The sequence below is a fragment of the Pararhodonellum marinum genome (genome assembly GCF_015354735.1).
GTDB classification, from domain to species: Bacteria; Bacteroidota; Bacteroidia; order Cytophagales; family Cyclobacteriaceae; genus Pararhodonellum; species Pararhodonellum marinum.
Genome location: NZ_JACEFJ010000002.1, coordinates 478,396 through 493,496, shown reverse-complemented (window position 1 = coordinate 493,496; position 15,101 = coordinate 478,396). Strand labels below are relative to the sequence as shown.

Sequence of the window (15,101 nt, the reverse complement as noted above, 5' to 3'; positions counted from 1 at the left end):
GAAATTTGATGTCATTTCTATTGTTCATTTCTGGGGTTCGTATTTTTGTCTGATATTTCATGATTTATCAAGGGTATTTGTGCAATCCGGCAGGTATTGGATTTACTTCATAATCCATCCAAAAACATAAATATCTCAATATATGCCTTATCGAATTCTTCCCGATTTGGACTGTGTTTTCCGTCGGGCACAAACATCCTTAGGTCTTTATCCTTTCTCATCTTGAGCACAGACTACTCAAATGTTATTTTTCCTTTGCTTCTATGCTTTCAATAAACCGTACAATTTCAGTATTAACAGTATCACCATATGAACGGAAAAAAACATAATGGTCTTTTCCTTTTAGTTCAGAAAGAGTTGCATTGGGTATTCTTTTAGCTGCATTCTGAGCGTGTGAAAAGGGCACGTTGTTATCTTTATCTCCATGTAATAGGATTGTTGGGGCAGTAATTTTCTCCAATTCCAGATCTTTTAAATTTGTAAATTCATTATTGTCGTTATCCAACCCATCTTCAATAGAAGTGAAGGGAAAAAAGCCTCGTTCGACAATCCAATTTATCTTCGCTTTTTCATCCTCAGCCATTTGAGTTTTAGCAATTTGAATTCCTAACCAGGTGCCAAATTCAGTTTGAAAAAATGAGCTTAAAAGACCCTCGTTATCTGTTGGTTCAGAAATTTTTTCAGAAACAGCTGCACGTAAAATCAGACCGGCGACTCTGTCAGGATAGTCTATTGCAAATTTAATACTTACAGGGCCACCACCTGATATTCCATTGACATAGACAGCATCTATATTCAGCTTATCCAATAAGCTTTTATAAAGTGCAGCTTCTTCCTTTGGGGTTCCTCCAGAAGATAATGGCGTTTGATAATAGCCAGGTCTGGAGACTCCCAATACACTAAGCCCTTCGTCAACAAATGATTCACCTTCAGAAACGTGAACACTGCCAGGTGTACCATGAATCATAAGCATATATTTGTCCGAATTGCCCAATAATCGAAATTCTATGTCTCCTTTGTCAGTACTTATAACTTGTGAATCCTGAGGTAAATTCTTAGCGAGATCCTTTTTCCAGAAGTAAAAAGTGAAATAGAGTCCAATCAAGATAACTATAATTAGACTTAAGAATGTGATGAAAATTCTTTTAACCCATTTGAGTATATTTTTCATTTTGGTTTAAATTAAGAATAGTAGTAGCATTATTCATATCTAATTTGTACCGCTATTAAAATTGCAATAGCTGCAATTCCCAATATTAATAGGGTGGGTTTTATGATACACTTGATCCAATGATTGTATTTAATTCCTGCGAGGGCTAATACAGCCATTAAAGATCCATTTGTGGGCATAATTACATCCATCATAATAGCTCCATACTGATAGGCAAGCACACACACCTGCCTTGAAAGTCCAATCAAATCAGCCAGGGGTGTTAAAATAGGCATCGTCAGAATAGCCTGTCCCGAGTAACTGGGTATCGGAAAATGAAGAATGGCTTGAGATATCATCATAAGGACCCCAGAAATGGAAGGAGGTACATTTTGTAAAGGGGAAAAAAGTCCGAAAATAATAGTGTCAACAATGAATCCCTCACTCATTATTATTGAAATACTGTTTGCAAGGCCAATGATTATACAAGCAAAAATCATTTCTTTAAAACCGTCAACATAGATCTCAGTAGTCTTATTGAAACCAAAACCTGCAATAAATCCACAAAATAAACCTAACCCAAAAAAGCACGCGGACATTTCAATAAAACCCCAGCTTAGCGCTATCAATCCATAGGTTACGACACTAAAGGTGAATGCAAGTAATGCCAAAATTATTTTGTTTCTGGCAGTTAGACCTTCTATATCCAATTCCAGTTTAGCTTTTTCAACACGGTTTTTGCTGGCATACCGAACGATGTAAAATGTCCAAACCACAGCTGCAATAAGCAGAATTACTAACCTGTACTGCGTGCCTGATAGTAATTCGATCTCTGCTTCTTTCTGGGCAATCACCACTCCAAAAGGATTAAAAGGGCTAAAGGAAGCACCTAAAACAGCTGATCCATAGCTGGAGGTTACAATTGTTGATGGATTGTAGCCTAGGGTCCGTCCAAACAAGAGTAAAACAGGGGTCATTGCTATAATTTCCTCCTGTAAGGCAATGGTAAATCCAGCAGTCATGAACAATAATATGATAATGGTTAGGGCGAATACTTCTTTTCCCTTTAGAATTGTGATGAGCTGGTTTAAACCCTGATTGAGCGCTCCTGTCTTTTCAATTAAATAGAAACATCCCCCGAGCAGTAGAATTAATACCATTAAATCAGCTCGCCCGGCAATACCCTTGGGGATTGCTAGGAGTGCATTGAAAGCTGAGAGATGTGGTGCTTCTTTTCGTTCATATGAATCGGGTACAACAATGGTTCGGTTATTTACAGCGTCAAGTTCTCGCTGATAGTTTCCTTTAGGAATAATAAAAGTTAGGACCCATGCAAAAAGTATTACAGAAAGTATGATGACAAATGCGTTTGGGAATTTATTCATTCAGTTTAAATGCTTGAAAAACATATTCTAATCAACTGATCATTAAATTGGAATCAAACCGATCAAGGACAAAACACCTGATTTACTGTCCGAAGGAAATGGTTTTCTGTCCGAAGCTAAAAAATGCTATGGGCTCAATAACGGATTGGATCCCCGTTATTCAGAAGATTAAAAATATGCGGTCATCGAGGCTTAGACGATCCTCTAGATGAGTTTCAGAAGTTGGCGAGAACCTATCTGCAGGCAGGCAAGCAATTACTTTAGCCATCGTTGTGCCTGCCTGAGGTTGGCATGCTCTCGTTATTTTCTTATTTTGATAAAAGTTCAATAGTCTTATCTATATCTTTTATTATTCCTTCCAACCAAAGCTGATCTACTTCTGTACTTACGAATATGTCTTTAAGTTTTGTATAAGTTTCTTTCTTTTTTAAAAATGAAACAAATTCTTCGTCAGATAAATCATAATCGGGATGTTTTGGTAGAGCATGTTTAATATCTAATTTTTCAAAATTATTAAGATATAAGAAAAGTGTCCTGTTTTCTTGCTTCCAAATTGTATTGATTTTTCTAGCCTCTTTGTAGTTCTCTAATACTGTTTCATACTCGGCTAGTAATTTACTCTCTTCAGAACTCAAAAGTTTTAATAGACCTGCAGATTTGGCAGAATTTCGTCTAGATTCATCAATAGAAAAAGCTTGAATAGGGATCATTTCAACTGCATATTTTCTAATGGTATCCATAGGTAATTGAGCGTTCTTTCCTGCTGATAAATTTAATATAGTTACAATTTTATTACCACATTCCTCTACATAGTCCTTATAGCGTTCAAAGAATTCTTTATTATCCGTTAATTCAGATAGGAGTTCTATTTTCAAATTCTTTCTTTCTTGATTATTAACTTTTTCTTGGTTAAGGTTATTTAACCACAATGCAATTAAAATCCCAATAACAACGAGGATAATTTCTCCAACTGCATATTTCAGATATTTGCCAGTCTTTCCCTCTGAAAGTAAATTTTGACGAATTTTTCTAAAGAATTTTATCATTGGTTATTGGTTTGTCCCGCTATCGGGATGAAGCGCAACGGTCAAGTATAAGAGCAGTATCGCCTGCCTGCTGATAGGCAGGTTTTACCACTCGTTTTACTGAGCTTGTCGAAGTATCACCCGCTGCCCGTTCGGCGGGCGGGTTGCTTTTATACAGCGTTAGGCACTTTTTTTAATTTAACCCAAATCCTTCTTTTATGTATTCAATAGCTTTTAAATGAGCATCAGTTTCAGAATTGACAGAACCCCAATTGACCACATCATGTCCTTTGTCTTTATACATAAAGCTTTTGACTTCCACTCCGTTTTCTCTTAATTTCCTGACATATAGCTCTTGTTCAGCTCTTGATATTTCATCTTGACCAAAAATATTAAAAGTCAGGGGTATCCCAGTAAGATCATCAGACCAAAGAGGTGAGCCATATCTACTTCTAACTTCTTCTTTACTAGTAAAATATAAGTCCTTGCATTCAGACCATGATGACCCACCCCCGTCCAGAGCAGCATAGACAAGAAGTTGGAACTGAAATTCGGGGCTGTGTTCTGAATCAATTGCTCTTAAGACTGTAGCTGCAGCAAAGTAAGCGCCAGCACTTTCACCCGATATGGCAAATTTATTCTTATCAATTCCCAGTTCTTCGGAATGGTTAAATATCCAGTTCGATGCTTCATAGACATCGTTATGAGAAGATGGGTATTTGTTTTCAGGTGCTAATCGGTAATCAATTGCTATTACGACTACATCTGTTTTTTTAGAAAGGTATCTACAAATTTCATCATGACTATTGAGGCTTCCTGCTACCCAGCAAGCTCCATGGACATATATTAAACCAGGTTTTAGGTTATTTACATCCGAATTATAAATTCGAATGCTGATTTGTCTACCTTTTAATTGAATGGTTTTATCATAACTATCAACATCAAATTTTGATGAATCAGGTTTTATTTGTTCTACTTGTTTACGAAATTGGCTGATACTTTCCGGAGTAGATAACCATGCTTCCTGAGCGGATACCGCTAAGATATTTAGGGTGATGATGAGTACTGTTATAATTAACAGTGATAGATACTTCATTTTATATTTTTTAATTGTGCCTAACGGTTTGAGTATATTTCTTTTGGCGGTTTTCGAAGCATTTTCTTGCCTGTCCGTCCGAAGCTCAGCGTAGGCGGGTCGGCTGACATCTAGCTTACTTAAAAGCACAAAACTTGAATTTGCCACTTTCCCTGCCATAAGTTATCTATGCTGTTACATATCGTTTTTATTTTCTTTTAGCTCCATATTCGTCTCCTGGTCGCTTCGTTTAAACCAGATATTTCTTAGTTCATTCCTGCTAAACATTTCCAGTTGGTCTCCATAATGCTTGTTTTCTGGGTTGGATGAATTCCCATAAGTCAACAGTCCTTTAGCCTTGACTTCTTCTGCCATTTCAAGAACAAGAACGAATGTGTCTCCAAAATTGCCGAAGAACTTGCCTTCTTCATCAGGACTTGTACCTAAAGAATATAAAATTCTAAAAACACCTAAATGCTGCGGACCTCCTGTTCCAGGATATTCCAAATCGCCCATCTTCAATTTGTAATAATCGCCATAGGGAATTTCAAGTGCAGGATATTTAGTCAGATGATTTTCTGTAGCTTTTCTTATAATATCAATAATTTCATCATTATTAACGAATCCGTCTGGTGTATTGATAGGGTCATTATATTGCCATGGTTCCTTTAATAAATCACCAAATCCAGAAGGGCTGATTTGCTTTTCCTCAGCCCAAGTATTGGTAAATTCCATAAAGAACATGGCCCCTAGACTATTGGCATCATATGAACCATCCCATTTTGTCATTGGATCAATAGCCGCCAAAACCAAAGAGTCGGAAGTTTGGTCTTTTATAGCAAGAAGGTCATCATGTAATCGTATTGCTAGTTCTGCTTTATTATCATGTTTTAATGCTACTAAACGATCAAAAGAAATACTATCCTCTTCATGCATCAACCTGGCGGCACGTTGTGGTCTAAACCGCATGTTATTTGGTGCAATATGAGATGCGAAATCGTCAGGATCTAAAACTGTAGGCAGTGTATTTGTAAATGGAGGGTCATTTGCATTTTGCAACCAGCCTGAAGGAGGATTGACTACAATAGGCAACTCATCGCTATTATAATAATCGGTCCAAATATCTTCACTCGAATCACCAGATACTATACCTTGCCATTTGTCCCAATCGCCATTTTTTTTAGGGACAAGTCCACCAAATTGATGCATGATGTCTCCGGATTTATCTGCATAGACTGTATTTAAAAAGGGCATTTGTTGTAAGGCGAGAGCATTTTTCATGTCTTCTAAATTCTGAGCCTTCGCCATAAAATCGTATTGTTCAATCAATGGTGTGAGGTCATCCATCTGTGCAAATCGAATCACAAATGCCGTGTTTTCAGTCTCTTTGATGACAATGCCATGCTTTGTACGCTTTCTGGTAAATTCATGCACCTTCATCGTACCATCTTCTTGTAACTCTTTAATGGTTTAGTCCTGTGCTTCAAATGGAAGGTATTGGCTGTCTAGCAAGTAGGAATCACCTTCTTTTTTAATTTCAAACAAGTCTGTATTATCAATGGTATTTACCGTATGTGCCCATGATACATTTTCATTGAAACCCATTGTTATTGAGGGGTTTCCGATAAGGCTCACACCATACATATTGTATTCATTTGTAATAAACTGTTGCTCATGCCATAAAAACAGATCTGACCACCATAAATGCGGATTGGCAACCAACATTGCATTTCCAGTGGAAGTTTTACTTCCTGAAAGTGCCCAAGAATTTGATCCACCTTCTATTTTTTGATTGGATAAATTAAAGTACCTCGAATGAGAAATTCATAATTTATTACACGAAAACCGTGGGCAATGATATCATTTGGTGTAACAGGTAACACCTTCTTGTACTTTTCGTCCAACTCGTTGCCGTTCTTTTCAGCATAGGCATTAATACCTGCAGCAAAAGATTGAAGTATTTCTTGATATTTAGGCGTTAAGTTATCGTAAGCAGGTTGCAATTGTTCGTAAAGACCTAAATGGTGCAATGCCTTATTAACCTCAAAGCCCTCTCCCCATAATTCTGCACTTGTACCTCTAGCTTCTCCGTAAAGTTTTAGAATGAGATTTCCATGATTTTTCATCTGTCCCCAAGCTGACATGTAATACAAGTCATTATCAGAAGTAGCATAGATATGTGGGACACCATAAGTATCCCAAAGGATTTCGTTTTCGGTTATTGAAGTAGGCTTTTGCTTACAAGAAGTCAAACATAACGTCAGGATTAGGAAGATATAAAGGTTTTTCATTGTTTAGTGAGTTGATTATTCAAACTTAATGCGTCAGGAAATCCCCATTGCTCTGCTATTTTACCATCTGCTATTCTATATATGGAAGTTTCATAGATGGTTACATTTATACCTGTAGAATCAAGGCCTTCGAATGTTCCCTGATGGGTGCCTGTGGATTTATACCTTGTTACCACTTTATCTCCTTCACTTACCATATCGACGATTTCTTCTTTCCAGTCCGGAAATGATTTTCTATGACTTGAAATCGAATTTTTCGCCCCTTCAATTCCTTTCCATTCAATTCCATTGATAAAGTGGCAGACAAAATCAGGAGATAATATTTTATCCAGTTCGGTTACTTGTCCATTAGTCCATACTTCATGGTATTTTTTTACAACATCACGATTACCGTTTAGGTCTATTTCTTTTTTATCTGAATTACAGCTGTTTATAAACATACAGGCGGTAAGCATCAGGACTGAGTAGAGTGATTTTTTCATTTTGGTGTTTGTTTATCAACTATTGAATTTTGCTTTTCTAATTAAACCCAACCTTCAAATATTCACTTTCAGAAGGGGGGCCGGCTGTAATCTGAAGATAAGGCTCTCCTGTCAGCGTCATCACCAATGAGGAAAAAGTAAAACTATACCGTTTGGGATCTAATGGACGGCAGACCGGATTATTCGGATCATCCTTTGAGCGCAGTGCTTTTTTTATAAGGTCATCTGTAACGATGTCCGCATTGGCAATTCTTGTGGTCAAAGCCGCCAATCGGGAATAGCTATTGGAGGTAACCGCAATTGTGTCTGCAATTTCTTTGGGATTGAACTCAGCAAACCAAGGTTTCACATCATCGTTGACAATCGGATGGTTGGTATGGTACACGGTTTGGTTTTTATTACCCGGATCAAACCTTACCACCTTGTTGGCCGATGCTTCAAAGTTGAAAACTTCACCCCTTACTCCCAGAATGTAATTCTGTCCCGAAGCATGATTGACCGAGGTGATAAACTCGATCATATCATCCCTTTCCGTCATTGAGAGTACTTTTCTAGTGACAAAGGCTACCGGCAATCCTGAATTGGAAGCGTTGAGCTGCATAATGGTATTCAGGATCATGCCTACCCCGGAGCTATTCATGCCATTCAGGGCAATCAAACCTGGATGGGAAAGCACCAACTGTTCAGGTCTGTCGGAAGTAGCTTCTATTCTGAAAAGTGTTTGGTAACCATCTGTGTATGGTTCGATATCCATGTTTTGGGCAATGTAGGAATTGCTACCATTTACCGAAGGAACACCGATATTGCTGCAGTGGTGGTTTTCTATTGAGTTAAGGTAAACCCAAAATTCATCCAATAGATTTAACACCATGATCTGGTCAAAACGCTGCTCCGAACCTTCGGCTATACCTCTCACTTCTTCATAAAGTTCAGGAGTCCATTTCTTGATGCTCCTTTCAAAATCTGCATAAGCAAGAAATTCTTTCAGCACCTCGTCGGAATTTCTTGCCAGCGCTGCTTCTGTACTTTCCTTCCATTTGAGTACGATTTCGGCGATTTCCTTTTTGAAAAACTGCCCGTGTTGCATTCCCAATTCATACCCCGAACCTGAAAAAGAGGCCTGCTTTAGTTCCCTCTTTTGTACATCTTTCGCCGAAAGGGTTTCAGAGGGTATATTTTTTTTCGAAGGAGAGCTACAGCCCAATAATACGATCAGTGATAAGAAAGGAATTAATTTCTTTCTCAATTGCAAAAGAGTCAGTGGTTCATATTTTTTCATTTTAAAATCTTTCAATCCCATGCCCATAAAATATTGATGATCTTCCATTCCCCGTTGATTTTCCCAAGGTGTATGTAATCAAAAAAAGCAAATTGGAATAAATGATTGAATTGGGTTGACTTTCTCATGAGATGAAGATTAGGGATGAAACATGGGCATACCTGTCTATGGTAATATAGGAAAATCAATGTTGCCAGAACTTCAACTTAGGACGAAATGCATCTTTTTATTCCCCTATGTATGGGTTTTCTTTCCGAAGAGGGATTGTACCTCAGCTGTTTAGGATCTAATTTTCAACGGGTAGGTTATTTCTCAGGAGCTGTCGGTTTGGATGAAAAAGATTATGTCCTACAATTCCTATTTTTTCTCCTGGTCAAGCAAACAGGTTAAATTATCAAAACATGCAATTTCTGCAAGTTTTGATAATTGTTGGTCATTCCTCTTGTCTATGTTTGGTTTAAAGGTTTTGGATTGAATTTGAAATAGGGCAGCAGCTTAACACATTATTTTACCCCATGTGATCAAGCCTGCCTTCAAAAAGAAAGAAATCCGTTACATCATCATGCAGCTTTTTCAGGTTTAAAATCAAAATATATCCGTGTCCCATTCTTCACCTCTTCCTGCATGGTGCCGTTTAATTGCTGGGTAAGCAGGGAGATCAACTGACCGCCAAAGCCGGTGCCTTTGATCTGCCCGCTTTTACCTACGCCATTGTCGCATACCTGTAACTGAAGAACGCCATCCCCATTCTTTTGAAGGGTGATTTCAACTTTGCCCTGCTGTCCTTCAGGGAAGGCATATTTAAGCGTATTGGTCAGCAATTCATTCACAATTAGCCCAAGTGGAACAGCTGTGTCAATATCCACATCAAGGTTATCCATGGCACATTCAAGGGTTATCCGCTTTTCCGCACCAAAAGATCCGATCAGACTTTCACCCAAGTTGATAAAATAATCTTTCATTTCAACGGAACCAAGGTTGGTGCCCTGATAGAGTTTTTGATGTACGATGCCGATGGATTGCACCCGGTTTTGCCCTTCCTGCATCGCATCTTTGGTATTGGGGTCATCTATCTGTGATGATTGTAATGCCAACAAACTGCTGACTATCTCAAGGTTGTTTTTTACACGATGGTGGATTTCTTTTAACAGCAATTCATTTTCCGCATTGCGTTTGTCCAGCAATTCGTTTTTATGGGCTAGTTCTCCGTTGAGTACTTTTAATTTTTGATTGCTCCTTTGTTTCAGCCTGTAATTTCTATACAGAAGTCCTAGCAATACGGTGCCTAGGAGTAGGGCGAAAAGGAAATACGTCTGTTGTTGCTGTTTTTCAGCCAACTCATTTTCCCTTTGGAGTACATTGACCAATAATTCATTTTCTCGAAGGCTTCTTTCATTTCTTTCCATTTCAATACTTTCGTTGGCAGCTGCCCACTCGATATAATAATCAAGGGCAGTCTTATAATCACCATTGAGTGCATACAAACTGGATAATTTTTCGATAAAGCTCGCTGTGTTTGCTTTGGTATTGATCGCTATGGAGGAATTCTTGGCGGTTTCATAATAGCCAATCGCTTCATCATACCTGCCTTGTCTCTCAGCAATATCACCTAATTGCGAATGTGCAAATTGATAAACGTCAATCGTAGTCAGGTTATAATCTTCTAAAAGCTGTATGTTTTTATTTATGTAAGATTGAGCCTCTTCGTATTTTTCTTTTTTGATTAGGTTGCTTCCCATGGCATAAGCATGCCATGCATGATGAAAGGGATTTGTTATTTCAGGCAAGAGCTCCTCTATCTTGTTCAAGTAATAAGTACTTGAATCAGAATTTGATGCTCCATAATGGTAGAATAGAAGTTTGTAGGCAATTACTAAGGCCTCATTTTTTTCAGGATAATTTGAATTCTGATAACCATTCATACTCTCCATTATATATTGAATTCCTATTTCTTCTTCTTCAGGCAATCCATATTGATAGTAGAATCTGCCTTTATTATTCAAAACCTTGAGCTGAACTTCGGGTCGTGGATCATCTTTAAGCAAATTCATGGCTTTTTCAAATAGCTCTAGCCCGGGTTTTGGTTCACCTCTTATAATTTTTATCAAAGCCCAATTGATCAACAAATCATAACCCAAAACTTTATCTTTTTGGTCGTCGGGGATTTTTTCATAATATGACCAGCCGATCGGTGCGAGCGAATCTACAACTATAAAATTATGCGAGCGGTTGGACCTGTCGGTGATATCTCGGAACAACTCGGCCAATTGTTCATATTGAAGAGGCTTATTGTTTTGAAGTAAGTCAACAGCCATGTCAAAATAATAAACAGTACTGTCACGGTCAAAATGCGGCATTTCCCTAAAATACAATGCCTTTTCCTGGTACTTTTTACTTAAAGTAACCAATTCCTCAGTTGAAAGGGTTTGAGCAACTGCTTTGGTTATTAAGAGAAAAAGAATGAAAAATAAAGGGGTTTTCATTTGAATTTATGGTGTAATCATTTGTTCATATCAGGGCAATTTGAGGACAATCCTTTGATGTGTTTTTATCATTTATTCCCTAAAATAGTCAATGAGCCAGTTTTATAAATATGCACATTTTTTTTAATTTTTGGAAATTGTCTTGCAAGACCTATTCATGAAGTGCTTGGAACTTCTAATCTCCATGTATTTTTTTCTGGATATACCTAAACGCCGCTTCATACGCCCCAACCCAATTTTTGTGCAATAAAAAAGAATGCACCTCATCCGGGAAGACCAACTGCTCCACATCCACCCCCTGTTTCCTCAAAACCTCCAACAATTCCACGCTTTCCGAAAACAGCACATTCCGGTCATCATCTCCATGGATCAACAAGACCGGGTCTTTCCAGTTTTTAACATGGTACATGGGGGAGGACCTGAAGGCCAACTCGGCCATTTCGGGGAATTTCTCGGGCTTGTACCAAGGGGCAAATACCGGAATATCATTGTTCCAATTGTGCACCCCATGGATATCCACTCCTGCCAAAAACTTTCCGGGTGCTTGGGAAAGGGCATGGGCAGTCAAAAATCCCCCATAACTTCCGCCCCAAGGAACAATTTTCGAAGCATCCACATCGGATCTTGAGGCCAGATAATCCGCTGCGGCCATCACATCCTGCACCTCACTCGCTCCACCTGCGCCGTAATTCTCCTCTTCCCTAAAATCCAATCCATAGCCAATCCCACTACGGTAATTCAATGTTAGCTCGATATAACCATTAGCAGCAAAAAACTGCTGCATCGCATAGGCATGACTGTAATACAGCCCATAATTAAATCCCAACAGCATTTGCCTCCTGCTCCCTCCATGCAGGAAAATCACCGCAGGATATTTCTTTTTGGCATCGTAATCCTGGGGCAAAAGCAGTTGCCCGTAAGTTTCAAAACCATCGGCCGCTTTAAAAACCAAAGGCTCAGGCATGGTCAGGTTATCTGGGAATTGGTCTGGAAATATGTTTTCAGCCAATAACTTCTCTTGGCCATACTGGACAATCACCGGCCAAGCAGGACGGTTGTGGGTGGAGGAAATATAAGCCAAGCCATTTTCCAACCGGACCGGAGACCATTGGATTTCGTCTTTCTTGCCCAAAAATTCCAGATCAAAACTGTGTAGGTCCAAACGCGATATATTTCTCCTGTCAATATTGCCGATATTGGAAGTGATCAAGAGTTCACCATGAACCCAACTGGTCTCCACCCATTCCACCTGTCCATCTCCCGGGGTAAGGTGATGGACTTCTTTGGTGGAAGGATTGACCGCATATAGATGCATCCAATTGTTTTTCTCCCAAGGAAAAACGATTGATCCTGAGGGAGTCCACCAAAGTCTTGAACTGGTAGCAGGAAGGTCGCGGACCATCACACTGCCTTTGCCTTTATCTGCTTTGAATACTTCTTCACCTGTCATCCTAGCCACATCCAGGACGCGGATGCTCCAGGGATTGGCTTCTTTGAGGGAGGTAAAGGGCAGTTTGTTGTTGATATTCGGAACTCTGAGGTAAGCCAGTTTTTTGCCATCCGGACTCCAGGCAGGATACCCATCATGGTCCATACTGGGTTCGGGATATTGGATGGTTCCTTTTTCCAGATCAAACAAACCCACAAAAGCATGGTCCACTCGGCTACTGGTAAATGCCAAAATTTTTCCATCCGGACTCCAAGCCAATTGACCGATTGATCCTCTGGCTGAGAACAAGGTCTTATCTTCTTTATCCGTTCCCGAAAGGTCTTTCAAATACACTTTGCCTGATTTGATAAATGTCACCTTTTTTCCATCAGGGTGAAAAAGCGGTGCATAGCCTGTTGAGAAGGATTTTACCTCTCCTTTGGTCAAATCAACCCAATGGATTTCCCTGTCCGTGCTTTCCTGCAACTGGGCCGGATTGGCGGGTTCACCCACAGGGTTCTTGGTATTTCCCCTGACAAACACCAAAATCTTCCCATCCAGTGAAAATGTCAGATCCCCGATATCCACTCCAATGTCACCTTTGTAATCCGTGAGTTTTTTGGTCTCATATCCCGGTGCTTTGGCATAAAACACATTCCGCTCCCCTTGGTCATTGAATACCCATGCAATGGCATTGCCATCAGGGGAGGCTGTCAAAGAAGTCGGGAAAGGAACAGAGAGGTAGTCGGAAACGGATTGGGCGAACGCTGGCACAAAAAACCAGATCAGGATATAGGTTAATATTGCCTTTTGCATAGGAAGGAGGTTTTGCTCCCAATATAGGCATTGGATTGGTAGGGAGGAAATAGTAGCACCTTTTCCACTTCAGGAACATTTTTTTGGTCCATTCGGTGAATTAAGATTTTTAACCCCTTTGATATAAATCATAGAAATGAGTGATCAAAGGTGCTGAGGCCAAAAAAATTATAAGGAAGGGGAAGTTGAAGATGGGGGAGAGTTGAGTTTAACCCATTTGGTTTATTTTTTACCTGGAAATAGTTTGATTATTGGTTAAATGGCCTTAAGTACCAATGCATATTCATAAGAAATAAACTGCTTTCCATGAATATTTTCCAACCAACCTTTTTCGAGATGGCTAATTTCAACTATCCCATTTGTTGAAATGTCTTTGAATTGAGATGCGATATTTTCAAGTGTGACCAGTTCTTCTTTTGTAAAAACTTCTGAATTGAAAGGTCTATCTTCTCTACCAATTAATTTCTCTACCCTAATTCCATCTGATTTATCCTCGTAAAATATATCTATTACATCATTTTCAGATAAATTTTCAAAGATAGTTTCAAACATATTAGGGACAGGGCCAAAATTTATTGCTTTGTACTTAACTCCGCTTATAGAATTTCCAAAATATTTGAAGTAAGAAAAATCTGCATAAAATAGCAGCTTGTTCATCTTTGTTTTAAAGCATGGTATTTTATGGGCAAAGAAAACAATCATTTCGACAAATTTTTCGAGGTTTGGCTTACTATAGCCTGTCAAAATATTGGCCTCATCATCACCCATTAAATAATCCTCGAGATTGATTAGTTTTTGTTTGTCCAAAGAAATTAACCGATCAATTCTTTTTAGAAGATCAATTTTTGTGTTGTCAGATTTCGGGTTCCAGTCCTCAACCAGGCTCCTAAGTTTAAATGGGTCACTAGCAAGTTTAATCAAATTGGCATTTGCCAAGGAAGGAAGTTCGCCCTTTTCATAAAGTCCGTATGTATTTTGACCGAAACCCAGAATTTCTCCCATCCTAATTGCGGAGAGACCATATTTTTCTCTTATTTCAATGATCTCTTCTCGTTGAGGAATATGATTTTTTGCCCGGTAGGCATGCTCTACCATCAACAGATTGTATTCATCCAATTCTGTTGTGGTAAATTTCTCTCCGGTATCCTCGCACAAGTAAAATTGGAATCTTGTTTTAATTTCTTCCTTCCGAAAAGTGACAGTTCGTACCTCATGCTTTAAAGGCATTTCTTTTCCAGTGAATGGACTTTTCATAAAATGGTTATTTGAAAGGGTATTTTAATTTTCGCTCGGCAACATGAAAGGATATGCAAAGGACTTTTGAACCTAGTATCCCTTTTGTAATCTTAATATAGATCTCTTGCCCTTTTACAATTTTCCCAAAGACCCACATTTCTTTGGTACCGTGAATTTCCTCCGGTTTAGGACCTTCTGAGTAATCTTCAACAATTAATGCTTCCAAGATTTGCTCTCGATCCATCGGACGGATATCAAGTTGGGTGAGTGTTTCAAAGTTTTTTCCTCTATCATCAAGGAATAACACGCCCCAAACCTTCATTTTTTCCTTAAATTCTTTTAAGAATTGGCCGACTTTTTCTTCAGATGTATTTTGCAAAGGTACCACGATAAAGTGTTAAAAAACAAATTTATTAAAAAAAATTAACCTTTAAAGGTTAATTTTGAATT

At 38.7% G+C, this 15,101-nt stretch carries 11 protein-coding genes and 1 pseudogene; all 12 read right to left on the bottom strand.

The window, feature by feature from the left end:
• Nucleotides 1-244: 244 nt before the first annotated feature.
• Nucleotides 245-1,171 carry an alpha/beta fold hydrolase gene (locus tag H1A14_RS05955; RefSeq protein ID WP_194775299.1) on the bottom strand — a complete coding sequence of 309 codons (927 nt, stop codon included), beginning with the start codon at nucleotides 1,169-1,171 and terminating at the stop codon, nucleotides 245-247.
• 29 nt (nucleotides 1,172-1,200) lie between these two features.
• Nucleotides 1,201-2,535, bottom strand: a complete 1,335-nt coding sequence (locus tag H1A14_RS05950; RefSeq protein ID WP_194775298.1) for a YfcC family protein — start codon at nucleotides 2,533-2,535, stop codon at nucleotides 1,201-1,203.
• Between the two features lie 308 nt (nucleotides 2,536-2,843).
• Nucleotides 2,844-3,581 carry a hypothetical protein gene (locus tag H1A14_RS05945; RefSeq protein WP_194775297.1) on the bottom strand — a complete coding sequence of 246 codons (738 nt, stop codon included), beginning with the start codon at nucleotides 3,579-3,581 and terminating at the stop codon, nucleotides 2,844-2,846.
• A 172-nt stretch (nucleotides 3,582-3,753) separates the two neighbouring features.
• Nucleotides 3,754-4,815 carry an alpha/beta hydrolase gene (locus tag H1A14_RS05940; RefSeq protein ID WP_194775296.1) on the bottom strand — a complete coding sequence of 354 codons (1,062 nt, stop codon included), beginning with the start codon at nucleotides 4,813-4,815 and terminating at the stop codon, nucleotides 3,754-3,756.
• Between the two features lie 15 nt (nucleotides 4,816-4,830).
• Nucleotides 4,831-6,420 (bottom strand): annotated as a pseudogene (locus H1A14_RS05935) (penicillin acylase family protein).
• The gene (locus H1A14_RS05925) at nucleotides 6,417-6,926 is read right to left on the bottom strand and encodes a penicillin acylase family protein (protein ID WP_194775294.1); all 510 of its coding nucleotides are present in this window, start codon (nucleotides 6,924-6,926) and stop codon (nucleotides 6,417-6,419) included. The pseudogene H1A14_RS05935 and the gene H1A14_RS05925 overlap by 4 nt, the downstream one beginning before the upstream one ends.
• Entirely contained in the window at nucleotides 6,923-7,408 is a 486-nt protein-coding gene (locus H1A14_RS05920) for an ester cyclase (protein ID WP_194775293.1), read from the bottom strand. Before H1A14_RS05920 ends, H1A14_RS05925 begins: the two co-directional genes overlap by 4 nt.
• Nucleotides 7,409-7,445: 37 nt before the next feature.
• The gene (locus H1A14_RS05915) at nucleotides 7,446-8,735 is read right to left on the bottom strand and encodes a C45 family autoproteolytic acyltransferase/hydolase (protein WP_194775292.1); all 1,290 of its coding nucleotides are present in this window, start codon (nucleotides 8,733-8,735) and stop codon (nucleotides 7,446-7,448) included.
• A gap of 512 nt (nucleotides 8,736-9,247) precedes the next feature.
• Nucleotides 9,248-11,170: a tetratricopeptide repeat-containing sensor histidine kinase gene (locus tag H1A14_RS05905; protein WP_194775290.1), complete on the bottom strand. Its 1,923-nt coding sequence runs from the start codon at nucleotides 11,168-11,170 to the stop codon at nucleotides 9,248-9,250.
• 175 nt (nucleotides 11,171-11,345) lie between these two features.
• Nucleotides 11,346-13,415 carry a S9 family peptidase gene (locus H1A14_RS05900; protein WP_194775289.1) on the bottom strand — a complete coding sequence of 690 codons (2,070 nt, stop codon included), beginning with the start codon at nucleotides 13,413-13,415 and terminating at the stop codon, nucleotides 11,346-11,348.
• Between the two features lie 255 nt (nucleotides 13,416-13,670).
• Nucleotides 13,671-14,669, bottom strand: coding sequence for a type II toxin-antitoxin system antitoxin SocA domain-containing protein (locus tag H1A14_RS05895; RefSeq protein WP_194775288.1), 999 nt, complete (start codon nucleotides 14,667-14,669; stop codon nucleotides 13,671-13,673).
• 7 nt (nucleotides 14,670-14,676) lie between these two features.
• The gene (locus tag H1A14_RS05890; protein WP_228527604.1) at nucleotides 14,677-15,039 is read right to left on the bottom strand and encodes a hypothetical protein; all 363 of its coding nucleotides are present in this window, start codon (nucleotides 15,037-15,039) and stop codon (nucleotides 14,677-14,679) included.
• Between the last annotated feature and the right edge of the window lie 62 nt (nucleotides 15,040-15,101).

Coding starts and splice junctions, on each gene's coding strand:
- H1A14_RS05945 (WP_194775297.1), bottom strand. CDS start 3,581: ATGATAAAATTCTTTAGAAAAATTCGTCAAAATTTACTTTCAGAGGGA.
- H1A14_RS05920 (WP_194775293.1), bottom strand. CDS start 7,408: ATGAAAAAATCACTCTACTCAGTCCTGATGCTTACCGCCTGTATGTTT.
- H1A14_RS05955 (WP_194775299.1), bottom strand. CDS start 1,171: ATGAAAAATATACTCAAATGGGTTAAAAGAATTTTCATCACATTCTTA.
- H1A14_RS05915 (WP_194775292.1), bottom strand. CDS start 8,735: ATGGAAGATCATCAATATTTTATGGGCATGGGATTGAAAGATTTTAAA.
- H1A14_RS05950 (WP_194775298.1), bottom strand. CDS start 2,535: ATGAATAAATTCCCAAACGCATTTGTCATCATACTTTCTGTAATACTT.
- H1A14_RS05905 (WP_194775290.1), bottom strand. CDS start 11,170: ATGAAAACCCCTTTATTTTTCATTCTTTTTCTCTTAATAACCAAAGCA.
- H1A14_RS05895 (WP_194775288.1), bottom strand. CDS start 14,669: ATGAAAAGTCCATTCACTGGAAAAGAAATGCCTTTAAAGCATGAGGTA.
- H1A14_RS05925 (WP_194775294.1), bottom strand. CDS start 6,926: ATGAAAAACCTTTATATCTTCCTAATCCTGACGTTATGTTTGACTTCT.
- H1A14_RS05940 (WP_194775296.1), bottom strand. CDS start 4,815: ATGGCAGGGAAAGTGGCAAATTCAAGTTTTGTGCTTTTAAGTAAGCTA.
- H1A14_RS05900 (WP_194775289.1), bottom strand. CDS start 13,415: ATGCAAAAGGCAATATTAACCTATATCCTGATCTGGTTTTTTGTGCCA.